General features: G+C 62.7%; 16 protein-coding genes. 3 read left to right on the forward strand and 13 right to left on the reverse strand.

Annotated elements, in window-relative coordinates:
• Positions 1-8: 8 nt before the first annotated feature.
• The 10 genes from BLW25_RS08500 to BLW25_RS08545 all read right to left on the reverse strand — a co-directional run bounded on the left by BLW25_RS08500 (position 9) and on the right by BLW25_RS08545 (position 13,288).
• On the reverse strand, positions 9-821 hold the full coding sequence (locus BLW25_RS08500; protein WP_092898150.1) for a segregation and condensation protein A: 813 nt from the start codon (positions 819-821) through the stop codon (positions 9-11).
• Positions 818-1,849, reverse strand: a complete 1,032-nt coding sequence (locus tag BLW25_RS08505) for a glycoside hydrolase family 3 N-terminal domain-containing protein (protein ID WP_092898151.1) — start codon at positions 1,847-1,849, stop codon at positions 818-820. The genes BLW25_RS08500 and BLW25_RS08505 overlap by 4 nt, the downstream gene beginning before the upstream one ends.
• The gene (locus tag BLW25_RS08510) at positions 1,846-3,087 is read right to left on the reverse strand and encodes an SPOR domain-containing protein (RefSeq protein WP_253188305.1); all 1,242 of its coding nucleotides are present in this window, start codon (positions 3,085-3,087) and stop codon (positions 1,846-1,848) included. Before BLW25_RS08510 ends, BLW25_RS08505 begins: the two co-directional genes overlap by 4 nt.
• Positions 3,088-3,161: 74 nt before the next feature.
• Positions 3,162-4,904 (reverse strand): arginine--tRNA ligase, encoded by a 1,743-nt coding sequence (gene argS, locus BLW25_RS08515; protein ID WP_092898153.1) that lies wholly within the window; start codon positions 4,902-4,904, stop codon positions 3,162-3,164.
• A 150-nt stretch (positions 4,905-5,054) separates the two neighbouring features.
• A complete protein-coding gene (gene ccmE / locus BLW25_RS08520) occupies positions 5,055-5,516 on the reverse strand; it encodes a cytochrome c maturation protein CcmE (RefSeq protein WP_092901757.1) in 462 nt (153 codons plus the stop codon).
• 114 nt (positions 5,517-5,630) lie between these two features.
• Positions 5,631-6,659 (reverse strand): N-acetyl-gamma-glutamyl-phosphate reductase, encoded by a 1,029-nt coding sequence (argC, locus tag BLW25_RS08525; protein ID WP_092901760.1) that lies wholly within the window; start codon positions 6,657-6,659, stop codon positions 5,631-5,633.
• A 189-nt stretch (positions 6,660-6,848) separates the two neighbouring features.
• Positions 6,849-7,970 (reverse strand): peptide chain release factor 2, encoded by a 1,122-nt coding sequence (gene prfB, locus BLW25_RS08530; RefSeq protein ID WP_092898155.1) that lies wholly within the window; start codon positions 7,968-7,970, stop codon positions 6,849-6,851.
• 127 nt (positions 7,971-8,097) lie between these two features.
• Positions 8,098-10,653, reverse strand: coding sequence for a penicillin-binding protein 1A (locus BLW25_RS08535; protein ID WP_092898157.1), 2,556 nt, complete (start codon positions 10,651-10,653; stop codon positions 8,098-8,100).
• A 130-nt stretch (positions 10,654-10,783) separates the two neighbouring features.
• On the reverse strand, positions 10,784-12,046 hold the full coding sequence (locus BLW25_RS08540; protein WP_092898159.1) for an N-acetylmuramoyl-L-alanine amidase: 1,263 nt from the start codon (positions 12,044-12,046) through the stop codon (positions 10,784-10,786).
• 90 nt (positions 12,047-12,136) lie between these two features.
• The gene (locus BLW25_RS08545) at positions 12,137-13,288 is read right to left on the reverse strand and encodes a pyridoxal phosphate-dependent aminotransferase (RefSeq protein ID WP_092898161.1); all 1,152 of its coding nucleotides are present in this window, start codon (positions 13,286-13,288) and stop codon (positions 12,137-12,139) included.
• 87 nt (positions 13,289-13,375) lie between these two features.
• Between BLW25_RS08545 and BLW25_RS08550 the strand changes: the two genes are divergently transcribed.
• Positions 13,376-14,125, forward strand: coding sequence for a DsbA family protein (locus BLW25_RS08550; protein WP_092898163.1), 750 nt, complete (start codon positions 13,376-13,378; stop codon positions 14,123-14,125).
• 69 nt (positions 14,126-14,194) lie between these two features.
• Here BLW25_RS08550 and ispG read toward each other — a convergent pair whose 3' ends face one another.
• The 3 genes from ispG to hemA all read right to left on the reverse strand — a co-directional run bounded on the left by ispG (position 14,195) and on the right by hemA (position 18,093).
• A complete protein-coding gene (ispG, locus tag BLW25_RS08555; protein ID WP_092898165.1) occupies positions 14,195-15,319 on the reverse strand; it encodes a flavodoxin-dependent (E)-4-hydroxy-3-methylbut-2-enyl-diphosphate synthase in 1,125 nt (374 codons plus the stop codon).
• A gap of 126 nt (positions 15,320-15,445) precedes the next feature.
• Positions 15,446-16,681, reverse strand: a complete 1,236-nt coding sequence (locus BLW25_RS08560; RefSeq protein ID WP_092898167.1) for a helix-turn-helix domain-containing protein — start codon at positions 16,679-16,681, stop codon at positions 15,446-15,448.
• A gap of 182 nt (positions 16,682-16,863) precedes the next feature.
• Positions 16,864-18,093: a 5-aminolevulinate synthase gene (gene hemA / locus BLW25_RS08565; protein WP_092898169.1), complete on the reverse strand. Its 1,230-nt coding sequence runs from the start codon at positions 18,091-18,093 to the stop codon at positions 16,864-16,866.
• 282 nt (positions 18,094-18,375) lie between these two features.
• On the opposite strand from hemA, the gene BLW25_RS08570 reads away from it, so the two are divergent.
• Positions 18,376-19,770, forward strand: coding sequence for a M20/M25/M40 family metallo-hydrolase (locus BLW25_RS08570; protein WP_092898171.1), 1,395 nt, complete (start codon positions 18,376-18,378; stop codon positions 19,768-19,770).
• A complete protein-coding gene (locus BLW25_RS08575) occupies positions 19,767-20,231 on the forward strand; it encodes a GNAT family N-acetyltransferase (RefSeq protein WP_253188307.1) in 465 nt (154 codons plus the stop codon). The genes BLW25_RS08570 and BLW25_RS08575 overlap by 4 nt, the downstream gene beginning before the upstream one ends.
• The last annotated feature ends 17 nt before the right edge of the window (positions 20,232-20,248 follow it).

Raw genomic sequence — 20,248 nt, forward strand, 5'->3', positions numbered from 1 at the left:
ACCCTGGCTCATTCGGGATCCCTCCGCCGGATCTGGATCGGCGCGAAAGTCTCGCCCTGGCGCAGCGTAAGCTGGCCGCGTTTCACCATTTCCAGCACGGCCGCAAAATGCGCCGCCGTGACCGAACGCCGCGCCATTGGCGTCGCATCCCAGCCTTCGGGCATGAACCCCGCCAGATCCGCCCAGTCGCCGACATAACCGATCAGGCCGCGCATACGGTCCAGCGCCTGTTCCATGGTGAACACATTTTCGCGGTCCATGACAAAGGGGCGAAACTCGTCACGGGTGCGGATACGGGCATAGGCGCGCATCAGGTCGAGAAGGTTCGCCTCCCATTGCGTCTTGCGCTGCAGCGACACGGTCTCGGGCTGGCCACGCACAAAGAAATCGCGGCCCTTCTGATCGCGCGCCATCAGCCGCGCGGCGGCCTCGCGCATCGCCTGAAGGCGTTCCAGCTGGAAGGCCAGATGCGCCGCGAGATCCTCGGCCGAGGGTCCGGCCTCGCCAGGTTCGGGCGGCAAAAGCAGGCGCGATTTCAGAAAGGCGAGCCAGGCCGCCATCACCAGATAATCCGCCGCCAGTTCGATCCGCAGTTTCGCGGCCTTGTTCACGAACAGAAGATACTGTTCCGCCAGCTGCAAAACCGAGATCCGCCGCAGATCGACCTTCTGCGTCCTCGACAGCGTCAGCAAAAGGTCCAGCGGCCCTTCGAACCCGTCGACATCAACAATCAGCGCCTCGGCTGCGAGCCGGGCGGCAGGGTCAAGCCGTTCCGGCAGGGACCAGTCTTCGGCCAGAGGCAGCTGTTTCTCGTCACTCATCCATCGGCATCCCGCGACAGAGCAAGAAACTCCGCCCCGAGGCCTTCGATGTCAACCGTATCGGGCGCAACCCGGCGTGACAGCGCCCGGGCGGCGCGTGCCTTTGTGGCCTCAGTCATCTCACCGGCGGCGGTGGCCACTTCCTGCATCTGGTCAAAGTCACCCTTGCAATGCAGCGCGATATCGCAGCCCGCCCGGATCGAGGCAGCTGCGCGGTCGGCAAGACTCCCCGACAGCGCCTCCATATTCAGATCATCCGTCATCAACAGGCCGTGAAAGCCGATCTCGTCGCGGATCACCCGGATCATTTCGGGGCTCTGGGTCGCGGGGTGATCCGGATCATAATCGGCGAAGACGATATGGGCGGTCATCGCCATCGGCAGATCGGACAGCGCGGTGAAGGGCCAGAAATCCACCTCATGCAGTTCAAGGCGCGACGAGGTCACGCAAGGCAGTTCGTGATGGGTGTCCTGGCGGGCAAGGCCATGGCCGGGCATATGCTTAATCACCGGCAGCACGCCGCCGGCAAGATAACCATCGGCCACGGCGCGACCGATCCTTGCTACCGCTTCGGGGCCGGTGCCATAGCAGCGGTTCTTCAGGAACGGGTGGGTGTCGGCGCGGGCCACGTCAAGAACCGGTGCGCAATTCGCATCAATCCCGACGGCGCGCAGTTCACCTGCAATCAGCCGCGCCATGATTTCCATCGCGCGCGGCGCGTTGTCAGGGCCGATGCGGGCGATCAGATCGAAGGGCGGCTCCCAGTCGCGCCAATGCGGCGCGCGCATCCGCTGGACGCGGCCGCCTTCCTGGTCGATCAGGATCGGCGCGTCCCGCCCCACGGCGTCGCGCAATTCAGCGGTCAGGCGCGACAACTGTTCAGGATCTTCGACATTGCGCGCGAAAAGGATGAACCCGAACGGGTCATACTCACGGAAAAAATCGCGCTCCTGCGGCAGGAGATCCGGGCCCGCAAGGCCAAAGATCGCCGCACCGCGCCCGATTTCGGGCCCTGCCGCCGTGCTCATCTGTGGGTCACCGGGATGCAGTTGATCTGTTCCGCCACCGCAGCCGAGCAGAAGCGGCGCGCGTCATCTTCGCTGGCAAAGCCAAAGCCGCGCAGCCGCCAGAAGGTATGGCCACCACTTTCCGCAGATTGCACCACCATCTGTTTTTCCACCATCAGCGGCCCAAGTCTGGCGGCGATCTTCTGCCATTCGGCCCGGGCCTGCGCCTCGCTGTCATAGGCACCGAACTGAACCAGGCGCGCGCCGGCCTCGATGGTGGCGGGGTCTTTGCCGGCACCCGAAGGCGCAGAGGCAACAGCTGCGGTCTGCATCACATTTTGAGGCGTGCCGGCTGCGGAGCCACCGGTTGCGGCAAGCGTAGACGGCCGCGCGCGCGGGCGCGGCGAAGAGGTCATCGCACCGGGCGTTACAGGTGCCGCCGCTGCGACCAGATCTGCCGAGGCCGTCTCATCCATGCCAAGGGCTTCGGCAAGGGCAAGCGCCACCGCCTCATCCTGGCTGATCGTTGCGGGCTGGCTGTCGGTGGCCAGGACCGGCGCGGCGGGAAGCTGATCGGGGCTGACCTCAAGCGGCAGGGGAGACTCTTCCGCCGCCGACATGCGTGGCGCCTCGGCCGATCCCGTCATCGCCACCGCAGGCGCCAGAGGCGCGACCGCAGGCGCGGCAGAGGCCAGCGCAAGGCCCGCCACATCATCCGCCGCCAGATCGACCGGCGCCGGTGCCAGCACCACCCGGTCCGAATTCTTGCCGCCATCGCGTGCTGCCACATCATTGACCGCAAGGCCCTGATGGTCGACCACCATGCCGCCACCCTCTTCCGGCGCGGTCCGCATCGGCCCTTCCAGCGCCCGCACCACCGGCACGCCGCGCACATCGCGCACCGCGAGTTCCCAGCCCCAATAGCCAAGCGAAAGAACCAGCGCGACAGAGCCCAGGGCACCGGCCATATTGACCAGGCGCTGCCCGCGCGTCAGCGGGACCTGCGGGGCCACATGCTGCTGCATCTGCGGTTCGGACTGAGCCCCGTAGCCGTCATGATCGTCATAAGCCTGAAACGCCCCGCGCCTCGCCATTGCGGCCTGAGGCTGTTGCGGTTGTGACTGGGCCCGCGCGGCCTGAAAACCACCGCGCTGAGCCCCGCCAATACGGGCCGGCCGCATCGGAGCGGCTTCGGAAAAATTGCCCGGCCGCGCCTGTGATGCGTAGCCGCCGTAATCGCCGTAATCAGCGTTTGCCATGCCTGCCCTCTGCGCCTGCTCTCAGGGCTTATAATGCCCTTTGCCTGTTCGTGGCCGATTGCGGGCGCTTTTGGTCAGCGCATCTCTTCAACCGGCGTCACACCCAGGATAGCAAGACCTGCGCAAATGACAACGCCCGTGGCACGTGCAAGGGCGATTTTCGCCTGTGAATCAGCCACTTTCTCCTGCACGAAGCGCAATTCCGTTTCATCATTGCCACGGTTCCACAGGGCGTGGAACTCGGATGCCAGTTCATAAAGATAGAAGGCAATGCGATGCGGCTCGTTATTGCGGGCGGCAATTTCCACCAGACGCGGCCATTCGGCGATCTTTTTCAAAAGCCCGATTTCTGCCGGATGCGACAGGGAGCGGTGATCGGCTGCCAGAAGCGTTGCGTCATCGACCGGCGTTCCGGCATCGCGCGATTTGCGCAAAACCGAATTCACCCGCGCATTGGCATATTGCACATAGAAGACCGGATTGTCCTTGGATTGCTCCAGCACTTTGGCGAAATCGAAATCCAGCGCGACGTCATTCTTGCGAGTGAGCATGATGAAACGGGTGACATCGGCCCCCGCCTCTTCCACCACATCGCGCAGCGTGACGAATGTCCCGGCGCGCTTCGACATCTTGAAGGGCTCGCCGTTCTTAAAAAGCTTCACCAGCTGGATCAGCTTGATATCCAGCGGCACGCGGCCCCCGGACAGCGCAGCCACCGCCGCCTTCATCCGTTTGACATAGCCGCCGTGATCGGCGCCGAAAATGTCGATCAGCTGATCGAAGCCGCGTTTCACCTTATTATAGTGATAGGCGATATCAGGGGCGAAATAGGTCCAGGAGCCATCCGATTTCATCACCGGGCGATCAACATCATCGCCGTGATCGGTCGAGCGGAACAGGGTCTGTTCGCGGGCTTCCCAATCTTCGGGCAGCTTGCCTTTCGGGGGTTCAAGCACGCCTTCATAGATCAGACCTTTGGCGCGCAATTCGGCAATGGCGGCTTCGATCTCACCGGTGCCGTAAAGCGCCTTTTCCGAGGAATAGACATCCATCCGCACGCCGAGGGCTGCGAGATCCTCGCGGATCATCCCCATCATCGCTTCGGTCGCGAATTCGCGGATATCCGCCAGCCAGACGGATTCAGGCTGGTCGATCAGGCTGGCGCCATATTTCTCTTTCAGCGCCTCGCCGACCGGGATCAGGTAATCGCCGGGATAGAGACCTTCGCGGATCTCGGGTTCAAGCCCATTGGCCTCGCGGTAGCGTTCATAGGCCGAGCGCGCCAGCACATCGACCTGGGCGCCGCCGTCATTGATGTAATATTCGCGGGTGACATCCCAGCCCGAGAAGGCCAGCAGATTGGAAAGCGCATCGCCCACAACCGCGCCGCGCACATGGCCGACATGCATCGGGCCGGTCGGATTGGCCGAGACGAATTCGATATTCACCTTCTCGCCGCCGCCAATGGCAGAGCGGCCGAAATCATTGCCCGCCGCGAGGGCGGCACGGACGAGCCCCTGCCAGACGGCCTCATCAAGCCGCAGGTTGAGAAAACCCGGGCCTGCGACATCCGCACCGGCAATCCGGGGGTCTTCCAGCAGGCGGGTCGCCAATTCGCTTGCGATCACGCGCGGCTGGAGGCCTGCGGGTTTTGCCAGCACCATGGCCGCATTGGTGGCCATATCGCCATGCGCGGCATCGCGCGGCGGTTCGACCGCGACATTCGAGAGGTCGAGACCTGCGGGCAGAACGCCGTCCTGAGCCATCCGGCCCAGAGCATCCACCACCGCGCCGCGGATATCCGCAAAGAGGTTCATCTGATCAAATCCTGTCCTGATGGATCAGGCATTGCCAGAGGCGGCGGGATTGGTCAAGCGAAGCGCGGGATTTCGGACCGGGAAAGGGGGCGCTGCCCCCTCGCAGCTGCGCCGCTCACCCCCGGGATATTTAGAGACAGATGAATTGGGTCAGGAGGCGGGCTGGTCTTTCGGGTCTTTATAGACGCCCTGCTCCTTCAGCGCATCCATCACCTCTTTCGGCATATAAGTCTCATCATGCTTGGCGAGAAGCGTGATCGCCTCGAAGGTTCCCCCAATGAGATTGCCGGTCGCAATGGTGCCGGTGTTTTCCTTGAAGAGATCGGGACGCGGATCCTTGCCGATGTAGCGGACCGGGATCTCGGCGCCGCCATCGGTGATGATGAAATCGAAATGCACGCCGGCGCGGTTGACGATCGAGCCGGTTTTCACAAGACCGCCAAGCCGGAAGATCTCGGTTTCGGGCGGGGCCTCGGCCAGCACCTGGGTCGGGCTGCGGAAAAAGTTGATGCCGTCTTTCAGGGCGAAGCCGATGAAGATCGTGGCCAGGACCATGGCAAGCGCCGCGAGCACGATGATCTGGATGCGGCGCTGTTTCTTCAGCCCCTTCATCCCCCGGAATTGCGGTTTCGCTGTGCTTTGCATGGCTGTCCTTCCTTCGTCAGGGCAGTGGTGGCAGGTATTGCTTCCCTTTGCCCTGACTTCGATCAAGTCCCCTGAAGGATGTTACGGGAAAACGGGCGCCATCAACAGGCCCGTGGTTTCATCGATCCCAAGCATGAGATTGGCGTTTTGCAGCGCCTGACCGGATGAGCCCTTGGTCAGATTGTCGAGCACCGCGATCACCACCACGCGCCCCGGGATCCGGTCGGCGATCACCCCGATATGGCAATGGTTCGAGCCGGCAATATCCCGCGTCGAGGGCAGCGCGCCGAAAGGCAGCACATGCAGGAACGGCTCTGACGCATAGGCTGCCGCAAGCGCGGCATGGACGGCCTTTGCATCGCCTTTGACATAGGTCGTGGCGAGAATGCCCCGATTCATCGGCAGAAGATGCGGGGTGAATTGCACCAGCACCGGCCGCCCGGCGATTTTCGAGAATTCCTGATCGAATTCGCCGAGATGGCGGTGTTTGCCGCCCGCCGAATAGGAATGGGTGCCGCCGGAAAGTTCGGCATGAAGAAGGTTTTCTTTGAGCGAGCGCCCCGCCCCCGACACCCCGGCCTTGAGGTCGATCAGGATGTCATCAAGGTCAATGATCCCTGCCGCGATCAGCGGGCGCAACGCATATTGCCCGGTTGCGGCATTGCAGCCGGTTCCGGCGATCAGGCGCCCCTTGCGGATATCATCGCGGTAGAATTCAGTGAGCCCGTAAACCGCCTCTTTCTGCATCTCGACGGCCGTATGGGGCTGACCATACCATTTCTCATAATCCGCCGGGTCGCGCAGACGGAAATCGGCCGAGAGATCGACGATCTTCAGATCCTTTGGCAGCTGTGAGATCACCGCCTGGCTGGTGGCATGGGGCAGCGCGCAGAAACAAAGGTCGATCTGCGCGAAATCGATCTCGTCGATCTTCACCAGTTGCGGCAGGTCGAGATGGCGCAGGAAGGGAAACACATCCGCCATCGCCATGCCGGCCTTGCGATCCGCCGAGAGTGCGGTGATCCGCATCTGGGGATGGCCGGCGATCAGGCGGACAAGCTCTGCCCCGGTATAGCCGGAGGCACCGAGAATTGCGATGCGGAAGGTCATGGGCAGCATCCATCAGCAAAGGGAGATTTCTGCCCGCTTTCCTGACGTGATTTCCCGCTGTTTGCAATGCGGCATAGCGGCAAAAGAGCGGGTCCATGCCCCGCATCCCGGAGTATTGAGATCAGGAGGAAAGGGCCCGAAAACGCCATGTTCCTCCTGACAGGAATGCCCCCGCCAGAGGTGCGGCTCTCAGCTCTCGGCGTCGGCGCGGCTTTTGCCGGCCATATCCAGCGCGAGCGTTGCCGCCATGAAAGGATCCAGATCCCCGTCAAGCACGCCTTGCGTGTCCGAGGTCTCATGGTTTGTGCGCAGATCTTTCACCATCTGATAGGGCTGCAACACGTAAGAGCGGATCTGGTTGCCCCAGCCCGCATCCCCTTTGGCATCATGCGCCTCGTTGATCGCCGCCGAACGCTTGTCCAGCTCTTGCTGGTAAAGCCGCGCCTTCAGCGCATTCATCGCAATCTCGCGGTTCTGGTGCTGCGATTTCAGCGAAGAGGTCACCACGATCCCGGTCGGGAAGTGGGTGATCCTGACCGCCGAGTCGGTTTTGTTCACGTGCTGACCGCCGGCGCCGGATGAGCGGAAGGTGTCGATGCGGATATCCTTATCCAGCACCTCGATCTCGATATTGTCATCGACCACCGGATAGACCCAGACGCTCGCGAACGAGGTCTGGCGCTTGTCGCCCGAGCCAAAGGGCGAAATGCGAACCAGGCGATGCACCCCCGATTCCGTCTTCAGCCAACCGTAAGCGTTATGGCCGGAAATCTTATAGGCGACCGATTTGATCCCCGCCTCCTGCCCGGCTTCCTCCGAGAGCATCTCGACCGTGAAACCGCGACGCTCCGCCCAGCGGGTAAACATCCGCGCCAGCATCTCGGCCCAGTCCTGCGATTCCGTGCCGCCCGCGCCTGCATTGATCTCAAGGAACGTGTCATTGCTGTCGGCCTCGCCATTCAGCAAAGCTTCCAGCTCTTTTTGCGCCGCCACTTCCAGGAGTGCCTTCAGCGCATCCTCGGCCTCTGCGACCAGCGCATCCTCGCCCTCGGCCTCGCCCAGCTCGATCAGCCCGAGATTGTCATTCAGCCCGCTCTCGATCAGGCGGTAGCCGTTCAGCGCATCCATCAGGGATTGCCGCTCGCGCATCAGCTTCTGCGCCCGGGCCGGATCATTCCAGAGATCCGGCTGCTCGATCAGCGCATTGAACTCCTCAAGCCGGTGCGGCGCCATCTCAAGGTCGATCCGCTGCGCCAGAAGGCCCAGCGACTTGCGGATCTGATCAACATTGCCTTGCGTCTCGGCGCGCATAACTCACCCTCTCAATCATCGAGCGGCGTCATATCTCCTGGGGCTCTCCGGAACAAGGGGCCTGTGCGCGCGCGCCCCAAGCAACACCACCCCGAGGCGCGGCGCCCGGCGCGCGTCCCTGCCATGGTCAGTAGAGCCCGCCCGATGACACCGTGCCGAAATCCGCCTTGCCCGGGATCACCCGCGTCTCGCCCGTCGCAGTTGTAACCGAAGCCGAGCCGCTTTCCGTCTCGCCATAGGCAAACAAGGGCAGGTTCTGGCCCATCTCGAAGCCGCCATCCACCAGCGCGCCCAGACCGAAATCGGTATCCGTGCCCTCGCGGAAATATTCCGCCACCACATTCGCACCCGAAGCATCATCCGAAAGGCGTGCGCCGGTGAACCGGTCGATCTTCACGAAATAACCCCCCGGCGGCACTTTGAACTTCGAGCCGCCGTATTTCTTCACGACTTCTTTCATGAAATCCTGGAAGACCGGTACGCAAAGCGTCCCGCCATAGGCGCGCGACCCAAGCGTCCTCGGCTGGTCAAACCCGATATAGCAGCCCGCCACGATGTTCGACGTATAGCCGATGAACCAGACATCCTTGGCGTCATTGGTCGTGCCGGTCTTGCCCGCCACCGGCACCGGCAGCCTGACCCCACTGCCCGAGCCGCGCTGCACCACGCCTTCCAGCATCGATGTCAGCTGATAGGCGGTGATCGCATCCATCACCCGCTCGCGGTTCGAGGTGATCTTCACCCCATTGCCTCTCGGCAGATCACCGGCGCCGCAATCCTCGCAAGAGCGTTTGTCATGGCGGTAGATGGTGCGCCCGTAGCGATCCTGCACCCGGTCGACCAGCGTGGGCTCCACGCGCTCACCACCATTGGCGAACATCGCATAGGCCGCCACCATCTTGTAAAGCGTGGTCTCCTGGGCACCGAGGCTGTTCGCCAGATGCTGGCCCAGCCGGTCATAGACGCCAAAACGCTCGGCATAGGCCGCGACCGTCGACATCCCCACTTCCTGTGCCAGACGAATGGTCATCAGGTTCCGCGACTGCTCGATCCCGGTCCTCAGAGGTGTTGGTCCGTAGAATTTGTTCGAGGCATTCTTGGGTGTCCAGAGCCCCTGCGGCGTCTCGATCTCGATCGGCGCATCGACCACGATGGTCGCGGGCGTATAGCCGCTGTCCAGCGCTGCCGCATAGACAAAGGGTTTGAACGAAGAGCCCGGCTGGCGTTCGGCCTGGGTGGCACGGTTGAACACAGAATACTGATACGAGAACCCGCCCTGCATCGCGAGCACCCGGCCGGTATTCACGTCCATCGCCATGAAGGCGCCCTGCACTTCCGGCACCTGGCGCAGGGTCCAGCGGATGAAGGCGCCATCGGCATCCTTCACCATGCGGCGCACCAGCACCACATCTCCGACTTCGACCAGATCAGAGGCGCGTGTCGCCTTCTTGCCCAGCTTGCCATCGGCCAGGCGTTTCCTGGCCCAGGTCACGTCATCAGCCGGAATATCACCGGTTTCAGCCACGCCCTCGATGCCGATTGTGGCAGAGCGCTCGCCCAGCGAGAGCACCACCGCCGGATACCAGCCCTCGATATCGCGCGACACATCCGTCGCACTCAGCGCCGCGCGCCAGTCTTCCTCGCGTGACAGCTGATCGACCGCGATGGTCTTCCCGGTGCCGCGCCAGACGCCGATGCCACGGTCATATTTCTCCAGCGCCTTGCGCAAAGCCGACTGGGCGATTTCCTGCAATTCCTGGTCGATGGTGGCGCGGATCGTCATGCCGCCTTCAAAGAATTCCTTGCGGCCGAAATCCCGCGACAACTGGCGCGAGACTTCTTCGGTGAAATAGGTGCGCCCGGGAAGCTCTTGCCGGAAAGACGGGAAATCGCCGTTCTGCACCGACAAAAGCGGGGCTTCGCGCTCGGATTTCCAGCTGGCCTCGTCGATATAGCCGTTATCGCGCATCTCGCGCAGCACATAGTTGCGCCGGTCGATCAGCTTCTGGCGATTGCGCACCGGGTGGAAATCCGATGGCGCCTTCGGCATCGAGGCCAGGGTCGCCGCCTCATGCGGTGACAGCTCGGTCAGGGATTTGTTGAAATAGGTCTGGGCCGCCGCCGCAACGCCGTAGGAATTCTGCCCGAGGAAGATCTCGTTGAGATAGATCTCGAGGATTCTCTCTTTTGACAGCGTCTCCTCAAGCCGTGTGGCGAGGATGATTTCCTTGATCTTGCGCTCGACCCCGGCTGCGCCCTTACGGGTGCCGTCGAGCAGCATGTTCTTCGCCACCTGCTGCGTGATGGTCGAGGCGCCGCGCACATCCTGGCCGCGCGATTTGACCGCCTCGGATAAGGCGGCGAGCATACCACCGGCATCATAGCCCTGATGGCTGAAGAAATTCTTGTCCTCCGCCGAAACAAAGGCCTGTTTCACCAGATCGGGAATATCCTCGGCCGAGACAAACAAGCGGCGTTCATCGGCGAATTCATCCAGGATCCGCCCCTCACCGGAATAGATCCGGCTGATGGTGGCGGGGGCGTATTTCGCGAGGCTCTCATGGCTTGGCAGATCGCGCGAATACATCCAGAAAATCGCGCCAACCGTCAGGGCACCAAAGAAGATGCCAAGCGTGACAGCTGAAAAGATAGCCCCAAAGAAAGAGGCGATGAATCGCAACACTGCTCTGATCCCCGGATGATGCTGCCTTTCCCTATATCAGACGCGCCCCCCCGTCAAAACCCTGGCCATCACCAGATCGTCACCCCGGCGGAAACCGCCCCCCTGCGCGGCCTGTCACCGGACAGAACGCTCAGTCCCGCGCCGCCCGCAAAGCCGCATCTTCCTTTGCCCAGACAAGGATCCCGTCCCGCATCGCCGCAGCCATCCTGGCCCGCCATTCCGGATCGGTCAGCCGCTTCAGATCCCGCGCCGAAGACAGAAAGCCCAGTTCCACCAGAACCGAGGGAATATCGGGGGATTTCAGCACCGAGAACCCGCCCTCCTGATGTGGCTTGCGGTGCATCCTGAGATCCGCCCCCTTTATCGAGGCCTCCAGCGCTGACACCAGCCGGTCGATCCTCGGCTTTGTCTCGGTCCGTGCCATGTCGATCAGCACTGTCGCCACCAGATCGTCCTGGGCCGAAAGATCGATCCCCGCCAGCAGATCGTCACGCTCATGCCGTTCAGCCAGCGCCTCCGCCGCCGCGTCGCTGGCCGCACCCGAAAGGGTGTAAAGCGTCGCGCCATGCGCCTCGCCTTCGGCCAGAGCATCGGCATGGAGCGAGAGGAACAGATCCGCGCCCGCCGCCCGCGCCACCGAGATCCGCGTCTCAAGCGGGACGAAGATGTCTTCCTCGCGGGTCAGAACCACTTTGAACCGTTCGTCCCGCGCCAGCAATTCCTTGAATTCGCGGGCGAATGTCAGCATCAGATCGGCTTCTTTATGGCCATCCCGCTCGGCACCAGGATCGATGCCGCCATGACCGGGGTCAAGCACCACGATGATCGGCCCGCCCGCGCGCCTCGCGATCACCGCAACATCTGCAGGTGCTGGGAGAGACCATTCCTGAGGCTCCGGCAGCGCGGTGATTTTTGCGAAATTTGCCGCCGAACTCGGGCTGAGACGAATGGTCAGCCGTGCCGTCTCGGCGGCCCCTGCCCGGCCGGTCTCCATCCCCGCCCGGAGCACCTGCCAGGGCCCGTCCAGCTCGATCACCAGCCTCGACCAGCCGGGGCGGAAGATCCCCGCCCGCATCGCACGAACAGGCTCTGCCGCCTGGGGCATCCGTTCAAGGCCCGCCCAGTCGACCTCTCGCATGTCAAGGATCATGCGCGGCGGGTTATCAAGCATCCTCACCCGCCAGGGCACCGGCTGGCTGATCGAAAGATCCAGCACCAGATCGCCGGTCTCCTGCAAAAGCGACGATTTAGCCGGGTCAAACCGGGCCAGCGCGCTCAGCGCGGGCGCGACGGGCGGCGGGCCTGTCTCGGCCCTGAGGTCCGGCACGGATGCACCAGACAGCATGACAGCAAGAGCGATGACAACTGCCCGCGCCAGCCTTGAAACGCCCATAAAGCCCGATCCCCGCAACCCGCATCCGGCACCGATCAAAGGCCGGAAATTGTTCCCGCGACTATGGAAAATCCGCCGCGTGAAGTCCATTCACCTTGCGGCCATGAAGCGCGAGAGCCGCGCCAGCCCCTCGACAATATCCGCCGTCGCCCGCGCATAGGAAAAGCGCAGCCGCTGCCGGCCCCGGATCGGGTCGAAATCCAGCCCCGGCGTCACCGCCACGCCTGCGTTCTGCAGGATCTCGCTGGCAAATTCCAGGCTGTTCTCCGTCAGGTCAGACACATCGGCATAGATGTAGAACGCCCCGTCCGGCGGCGCGATCCGGGTGAAACCGGCTTTCGGCAGGCCTTCCAGCATCAGACGGCGGTTCTCGCGGTAGACGGCGCGATTGGCCTCCAGCTCGTCGGTGCAATCCAGCGCCGCCAGGGCCGCGATCTGGGCAGGATGGGGCGGGCAGATGAACATATTCTGCGCCAGCCGCTCGACCCGGCGGATCTGATCCTCAGGCACCACCATCCAGCCGATGCGCCAGCCGGTCATCGAGAAATATTTCGAGAAGGAATTGATCACCCAGGCATTATCGCTGACCTCCAGCGCCGAAACCGCCCGCGCGCCGTAATGCAGCCCGTGATAGATCTCGTCCGAGATGAAGGGGATGCCGCGCGCCCCGGCCCAGCCGGTCAGCGCCGCCAGGGCCTCGCGGTCAAGCATCGTGCCGCTCGGGTTGCCAGGTGAGGCGACGATCAGCCCGTCGAGATCATGGCCCTCAAGATCCGCCGGCACCGGCTGCAGCCGGTTCTCGTCCTGCGCCGGGATGCCGACCGGCACCAGCGACAGCGCGCGCAGGATCTGACGGTAGCTCGGATAGCCCGGCTCTCCGATCCCGACCCGCTGACCGGCATCGAAAAGCGCCGTGAACGCCAGCAGGAACGCGCCGGAAGAGCCAGAGGTCACGATGACCCGGGCAGGATCGAGATCGATATTGTACCAGCGCCGGTAAAGCGCGGCGATGCCCGCGCGCAGCTCTGGCAGGCCGGTCGCGACCGTATAGCCCAGTGGCTGGTCAAGGGCCCGGATCAGCGCGTCGCGGGCGGCTTTCGGCGCGGGCGTGCCGGGCTGGCCGACTTCCATATGGATGATATGGCGGCCTTCGGCCTCAAGCCGGCGGGCCTGTTCCATCACATCCATCACAATAAAGGGATCGACATCACCCCGCCTGGATCCCTGACTTGTAATGCCCATCCGCTGCCCCCTAAAATGCCGGAAATCACGCGCCAGCCGGCTGACTGGACCCTGCGCGTGCCAAGGTCAACCCGGAAGGATTCCCCTATGCGCCCCGCCCTCGCCCTTGCCGCGCTTCTGACGGCTGTCTCAGTTCCTGCGGTAAAGGCGGAAAGCCTGAAAGACATGATCACCGCCGAGCCGGAGGTTTTCAACGAAGCGGTTGCCGACTACCTTCTGGCCAATCCCGAAATCATCATCGAGGCGATGAAGGTTCTGCAATCGCGCGAGGATGATGCCGCCGCCAGCCGCGATATCGACATGCTGGCCGCGAACCGCGATGCGATCTTCAACAATGCCGCCGACTGGTCGGGTGGCAACCTTCAGGGCGATGTGGTGCTGGTCGAATTCATGGATTACCGCTGCGGCTATTGCCACAAGGCCTTTGAAGAGGTCGAAGAACTGGTGAAAAGCGACGGCAATATCCGTTTCGTGCTGAAGGAATTCCCGGTGCTGGGCGAGCAGTCGGTGCTGGCGGCGAAATTCGCCATCGCGGTCAAGATGCTCCATGGCGACGAGGCCTATAAGAAAGCGCATGACGCGCTTTTCGCGATGCGCGGCGATATGACGCCCGAGACACTGACGCGGCTGGCGGAAGGGCTGGGCTATGACGGTGCGGCGCTGCTGGCAAAGGCCGCGACGCCCGAAGTCCAGGCGGTGATCGATGCCAATTATGCGCTGGCCGATACGATGGCGATCAACGGCACGCCGACCTTCGTGATCGATGACGCGATGGTGCGCGGCTATGTGCCGCTGGACGGAATGCGCCAGATTGTCGAGCGCCAGCGCAAGGGCTGATCTTCACATCTCAGATTAAAAAAGCCCCGCAATCCTTTCAGATTGCGGGGTTTTTTGATGTCTGCGTAATTACTCTGCCGCTTTGATCGTCTCGGCGTCGATCTCGACCGCGCGTTTCTCGACCAGCTCGACGATATGGTCGATCATCTGGTCATTGTTCATCTTATGGCTTTGCTTGCCGGCCATATAGACCATGCCATTGCCCGCACCGCCGCCGGTAAAGCCGATATCAGTCATCAGCGCCTCACCCGGCCCGTTCACCACACATCCGATGATCGAAAGGCTCATCGGCGTCTTGATATGCTCCAGCCGGCGCTCGAGTTTCTCGACAGTTTTGATCACGTCAAAGCCCTGGCGCGCGCAGGAGGGGCAGGAGATGATCTGCACGCCGCGCGTCCTGAGGCCAAGCGATTTCAGGATCTCATAGCCGACCTTGACCTCCTCCACGGGGTCCGCCGAAAGCGAGACCCGGATCGTATCGCCGATGCCGAACCACAAAAGGCTCCCCAGCCCTACTGCCGATTTCACGGTGCCCGACATCAGCCCCCCCGCCTCGGTGATCCCGAGGTGAATGGGCGCATCGGTGGCGGCCGCCAGTTGCTGATAGGCGGCGGCTGCGAGGAACACATCCGAGGCCTTTACCGAGATCTTGAACTCGTGGAAATCGTGATCCTGCAGGATCCTGATATGGTCGAGCCCGCTCTCAACCATCGCATCCGGGCAGGGTTCGCCATATTTATCAAGAAGATGCTTTTCCAGAGATCCGGCATTCACCCCGATCCGGATCGAACAGCCATGGTCTTTCGCTGCCCTGACCACCTCGGCCACGCGTTTCGCATCGCCGATATTGCCGGGATTGATGCGCAGACAGGCCGCACCTGCCTCGGCGGCCTCGATGGCGCGTTTGTAATGGAAATGGATATCCGCCACGATGGGCACCGGGCTTTCGCGGCAGATCTCGCGCAAAGCGGCGGTCGAATCCGTATCGGGCGTCGAGATACGGACGATATCCGCCCCCGCCTCCGCCGCGCGGATCACCTGATCCAGCGTCGCGCGCACATCCGAAGTGATCGTGTTGGTCATGGTCTGCACCGAGATCGGCGCATCGCCCCCGACCGGTACAGAGCCGACCATGATCTTCCGGCTCTGGCGGCGTTCGATATTCCGCCAGGGGCGGATCGGGTTGAGACTCATTCCCGCATACTCCGGTTGATGCCTCGCCTTATGTAATCCCGCCCGTGCCGCACGGCAACCGGCCCGCAACACGGGCCGGGTCACATTGCAGCAATATCGCAGATTACCGCGCCCGGGTTGCCGGGATTACTGGGCGGGCTTTGTGGTCGCACAGCTGGATGCCAGATTCGGCATCGCGCCGCTGGCATCTGCGGTCATGATCCGCGCCAGATCGCGGTCTTTTGCGAGATCGGCCTCGGCATATTTGCCGGTCACCGCTTCGGGCGAAAGCGCGATATTCGACGCGACATTGGCGCCTGGTGCGGCCGGACCATAGGTCTTGCCGCCCACCACGAAATAGACGCCGCCGGAATTGCCGGTGCGCAGGCTTGCCACCTCTTCCAGTGCCGGCACCTGATAGCTTTCGCAGGTGTTCAGGATCTTTTCGAACAGGACCGTGCCATCGGCGGAACTCACGCGCATCCAGGCCGGGCGCACCGCGAGGATCTGCACGCCCTGAGGCGCATCGGCGGTGACCTGGATCACGCCATCCTGCAGCCCGGCTCCGGCCTCGGCCGCGATAACGCCGCTGACAGTGCCGGCCTCGGACCCACCGATGCGCGGGTCAATCGAGCCGATCGGGCCATTGCGCGATTCAAACACCGGCACATCAAGCGCCTGCGGACGGTAAAGCCGGTCCATCAGATCGGGCGCTGCCCGTGCCTGAGCGGTCTGGGTCACCGGGGTCCGGTTCGCCTCATCGCCCATGGCTGTCTGCAGCGCCACATCCTGTTGCAGCGGGTCGATCGAGACGACAACCGCAGGGGCCTCATCCACCGGCGCCAGCTGCACGCGCTGCACTTCCTGAAGGATAGACCAGCCGCCATAGCCGATGGCGCCGATCAGCACGATCAGAACGGCAAGCGAGCCCACGGCCCCCGGCTCAATCTTCGAAAGCCAGCTTTCGCCGCGCGGAATGAAGGCAAGATTGGGATTGGCGAGCGGTTCCGAGAAGTCGCTGCGCGGACGCGCCTGCGCCGCGCGCGGCGTTCCGGCCTGGGCCGACATGCCATGGGCGGGGGTGAAATTCGCTTCCTTGCAGAAGCGCGCAAAAGCGATATCCGAATCCATGCCCAGATAGCGGGAATAGGACCGCACATAGCCCGCCACGAAACCGGGCGATTCAAAAGCGGAGATATCGGCATTCTCGATGGCAGCGATATATGTCGCCTTGATCTTCAGATCGCGCTGAACATCAAGAAGGGACTTGCCCAGCGTCGCGCGTTCACCGCGCATAATATCACCAAGCCGCAAGTCGAAATCGTCAAAGCCTTTCGGCTTTTCGTCTTCCGCTGCCTGAGGTTTCGACCTCCAGCTGATCATGCGATGCCCGTCCCCCAGCCTGCGCCTCTGGACCCGTTTCGCCGCGCCTTATCTGGCATCGGTCTCCTCGGGTTGTCCCACCGGGTGAGTCTCCGCGTCCTTATCACGTTCGCGCGACTCACCTCGCTTCGTATTGCGAAAACGCTAACACAGGGCAAGAGTTTTTGCACATGCGAGAATGCTCAGGCGGATGCTTCGGCGCGATTCAGCGCACAATGCCCCCAGAGCTGATCCATCGCCTTCACAAGCTGGTCAATTTCCGCCGCACCATGCACCGGCGAGGGCGTGAACCGCAGCCGTTCAGTACCGCGCGGCACGGTCGGGAAATTGATCGGCTGCACATAGATGCCGAACTGGTCGAGCAACATATCCGAGAGCATCTTGCAATGGATGGGGTTGCCGACATGAACCGGCACAATATGTGTGTCATGGTCGATAATCGGCAGGCCAAGGCCACGCAGCCGCATCTTAAGGATGCGCGCCTGGTCCTGGTGCTGTTTGCGCAAAGCCCGACCGCCCTCGCCCTTCAGAAACCGGATCGCGGCCGCCGCACCTGCCGCAACCACCGGCGGAATCGAGGTGGTGAAGATAAAACCGGGCGCATAGGAGCGCACGGCATCCACCATCTTCGCAGATGCAGCAATATAGCCGCCAAACACGCCGAAAGCCTTGCCCAGCGTCGCGTTCACAATATCGATCCGGTGCATCTGGCGATCACGTTCCGCAAGCCCTGCCCCGCGCGCGCCATACATGCCAACGGCATGGACCTCGTCGAGATAGGTCAGCGCGCCGAATTCTTCGGCCAGGTCACAGATCGCGCTGATCGGCGCCACATCGGCATCCATCGAATAGATCGATTCAAACGCGATCAGCTTCGGCGCGGCAGGGTCATCCGCCGCCAGCAATTCGCGAAGATGCGCCACATCATTATGGCGGAAAATCCGCTTTTCACCGCCGCCGCGCCGGATCCCCTCGATCATCGAGGCGTGATTGAGCGCGTCCGAGTAAATGATCAGCCCGGGGAAAATCACCTTCAGCGTCGAAAGCGTCGCATCATTGGCAGTATAGGCGGAAGAGAAAACCAGCGCCGCCTCCTGGCCATGCAGATCGGCGATCTCGGTCTCGAGCCGTTTGTGATAGACGGTCGTGCCCGAGATATTGCGGGTGCCGCCCGAACCGGCGCCGGTGGCCTCCAGCGCCTCATGCATCGCGCCCAGCACTTCCGGATGCTGCCCCATGCCAAGATAGTCATTGCCACACCAGACGGTGATCTGCTGCTCGCTGCCATCGGGACGGGTGCGGATCGCATGCGGGAACTGGCCCTTGCGACGCTCGATATCAATGAAGGTGCGGTAGCGCCCCTCGTCATGAAGCCTGCCAAGCGCGGAATCGAGCGCTGCATCGTAATTCATGGGTCCGTCCTCACGTCTTTGCGGCGCCCTTTATGGACCTCAAGCCGCCGCCCGGCTTTGATATGCGTCATGTCACGACACAAGTGAACCTGACGAAATGTCGCTGCCACCATATAATCATTCTAAACCCAGCTTTAGCGTGGTGCGACGCAAAATGCTACCTCTCCGGATTGGTTAACTGATATCCGGACGGCCTCACCGCAAACAGATGGCAGGCGCCGCCTCTGGACAGTTGCGCCCGGTCCTGGCAGGTTTCCTCAACATGACCCGGGAGAGACCGCGATGAGCGCCGCCGACACCAACAATCACCTGGACCAGATCCTTGCAGGGATCGACAGGGCCCTGCCCGACGCGATTGAGCGCCTGAAAGAGCTTTTGCGCATTCCCTCGATTTCGACCGACCCCGCCTGGAAAGCCGATTGCGCCCGCGCCGCCGACTGGCTGGTCGCCGATCTGCAGAGCCTTGGCTTTGAGGCCAGTGCCCGCCCGACGCCGGGGCATCCGATGGTGGTCGCCCATGCCGGCGAGGGGCCGCGCCATATCCTGTTTTACGGCCATTACGATGTGCAGCCGGTGGATCCTCTGGCGCTGTGGCACCGCGATCCCTTTGATCCTGTTGTGGAAAGCACCCCCAAAGGCGATGTGATCCGCGGCCGTGGCACCTCGGATGACAAGGGCCAGCTGATGACCTTTATCGAGGCCTGCCGCGCCTGGAAGGCCGTGAATGGAAGCCTGCCCTGCCGCATCACCATTTTCCTTGAGGGCGAAGAGGAATCCGGCTCGCCCTCGCTGATCCCGTTCATGCAGGAAAACGCCGCCGAACTGACCTCGGATATCGCGCTGATCTGCGACACGTCGATGGTCTCGCCCGGCGTGCCCTCGATCGCGGGCCAGCTGCGGGGGATGCTCAAGGATGAGTTCACCCTGCACGGGCCAAAGATCGACCTTCATTCCGGCCATTACGGCGGCCCGGGCCTTAACCCTTTGCGCGAAATCGCAAAACTCATCGCGAGCTTTCATGACGACCAGGGCCGCGTCGCGGTAGCGGGCTTCTATGAGGGCGTGCATGAGGTCCCGGCCGAGCTGAAACGGCAATGGGAACTGAGCGGCTTTGACGAGAAGGACTACCTCGAATCGGTCGGCTTCACCGTGCCGCATGGCGAGGCCGGCTATACGACTTTGGAACAGCAATGGGCGCGCCCGACGCTGGAGATCAACGGGCTCTGGGGCGGCTATCAGGGTGCCGGGTCAAAAACGGTGATTCCCGCCGAAGCCCATTGCAAGATCACCTGCCGCCTCGTGGGAGATATGGATCCCGATGATCTGCGCCGGAAGGTTCGTGCCCATGTCGAGGCCCGCCTGCCGAAGGACGCGAAGATCACCTGGGATAACAATCTCGAAGGCTCGCCGGCGGCGGTGATGAACACCGACCGCCCGGAATTCGAAGCTGCGCGCCTTGCGCTGTCCGACGAATGGAACCGTGAGGCGGTGATTGTCGGCATGGGCGGCTCGATCCCGATAGCGGGGTTTTTCAAATCTGTGCTCGGGATGGATGCGATGCTGATCGGATTCGCGAATGACGATGACGCGATCCATTCACCGAATGAGAAATACGATGTGAAAAGTTTCCATAAAGGCATCCGCTCCTGGGCGCGCGTGCTGGATCGCATCGCATGAGCGGCGCCGTCACACACAAGGCGATGGAGATTCGCGATCTGACAGCGGCGGATGAAGCCGCCTGGCGCGGCATCTGGGATGAATATCTGACCTATTACGAGGTCAGCCTCGCCCCCGAGGTCACCACCCATACCTGGTCACGCCTGATGGACCCTGCCGCACCGCTGAACGGCCGGGTGGCGGTGCAGGACGGTCGCCAGCTCGGATTCGCGCTTTACCTGACGCATGGATCGACCTGGGTGATCGGCGAGGATTGCTACCTCGAAGACCTCTGCGTCACCGAAGCGGCCCGGGGTGAGGGAATCGGCCGCGCACTTCTGGAAGACCTGGTCGCGCTTGCGCGGGAGAGAGGCTGGAACCGGCTCTACTGGCATACGAATGAGACAAACGCGCGCGCCCGGGCGCTCTATGATACATTCGTGCAAAGTGACGGGCATATCCGCTACCGAATGCGCCTCTGACGGCGGGGGATGCCTCT

The organism is Rhodobacter sp. 24-YEA-8, from assembly GCF_900105075.1.
GTDB lineage: Bacteria > Pseudomonadota > Alphaproteobacteria > Rhodobacterales > Rhodobacteraceae > Pseudogemmobacter.

Excerpts from the sequence above, each read along its gene's own strand:
- BLW25_RS08500 (WP_092898150.1), bottom strand. The coding sequence starts at position 821 with ATGAGTGACGAGAAACAGCTGCCTCTGGCCGAAGACTGGTCCCTGCCG.
- BLW25_RS08505 (WP_092898151.1), bottom strand. The coding sequence starts at position 1,849 with ATGAGCACGGCGGCAGGGCCCGAAATCGGGCGCGGTGCGGCGATCTTT.
- BLW25_RS08510 (WP_253188305.1), bottom strand. The coding sequence starts at position 3,087 with ATGGCAAACGCTGATTACGGCGATTACGGCGGCTACGCATCACAGGCG.
- argS (WP_092898153.1), bottom strand. The coding sequence starts at position 4,904 with ATGAACCTCTTTGCGGATATCCGCGGCGCGGTGGTGGATGCTCTGGGC.
- ccmE (WP_092901757.1), bottom strand. The coding sequence starts at position 5,516 with ATGAAGGGGCTGAAGAAACAGCGCCGCATCCAGATCATCGTGCTCGCG.
- argC (WP_092901760.1), bottom strand. The coding sequence starts at position 6,659 with ATGACCTTCCGCATCGCAATTCTCGGTGCCTCCGGCTATACCGGGGCA.
- prfB (WP_092898155.1), bottom strand. The coding sequence starts at position 7,970 with ATGCGCGCCGAGACGCAAGGCAATGTTGATCAGATCCGCAAGTCGCTG.
- BLW25_RS08540 (WP_092898159.1), bottom strand. The coding sequence starts at position 12,046 with ATGGGCGTTTCAAGGCTGGCGCGGGCAGTTGTCATCGCTCTTGCTGTC.
- BLW25_RS08545 (WP_092898161.1), bottom strand. The coding sequence starts at position 13,288 with ATGGGCATTACAAGTCAGGGATCCAGGCGGGGTGATGTCGATCCCTTT.
- BLW25_RS08550 (WP_092898163.1), top strand. The coding sequence starts at position 13,376 with ATGCGCCCCGCCCTCGCCCTTGCCGCGCTTCTGACGGCTGTCTCAGTT.
- ispG (WP_092898165.1), bottom strand. The coding sequence starts at position 15,319 with ATGAGTCTCAACCCGATCCGCCCCTGGCGGAATATCGAACGCCGCCAG.
- BLW25_RS08560 (WP_092898167.1), bottom strand. The coding sequence starts at position 16,681 with ATGATCAGCTGGAGGTCGAAACCTCAGGCAGCGGAAGACGAAAAGCCG.
- hemA (WP_092898169.1), bottom strand. The coding sequence starts at position 18,093 with ATGAATTACGATGCAGCGCTCGATTCCGCGCTTGGCAGGCTTCATGAC.
- BLW25_RS08570 (WP_092898171.1), top strand. The coding sequence starts at position 18,376 with ATGAGCGCCGCCGACACCAACAATCACCTGGACCAGATCCTTGCAGGG.
- BLW25_RS08575 (WP_253188307.1), top strand. The coding sequence starts at position 19,767 with ATGAGCGGCGCCGTCACACACAAGGCGATGGAGATTCGCGATCTGACA.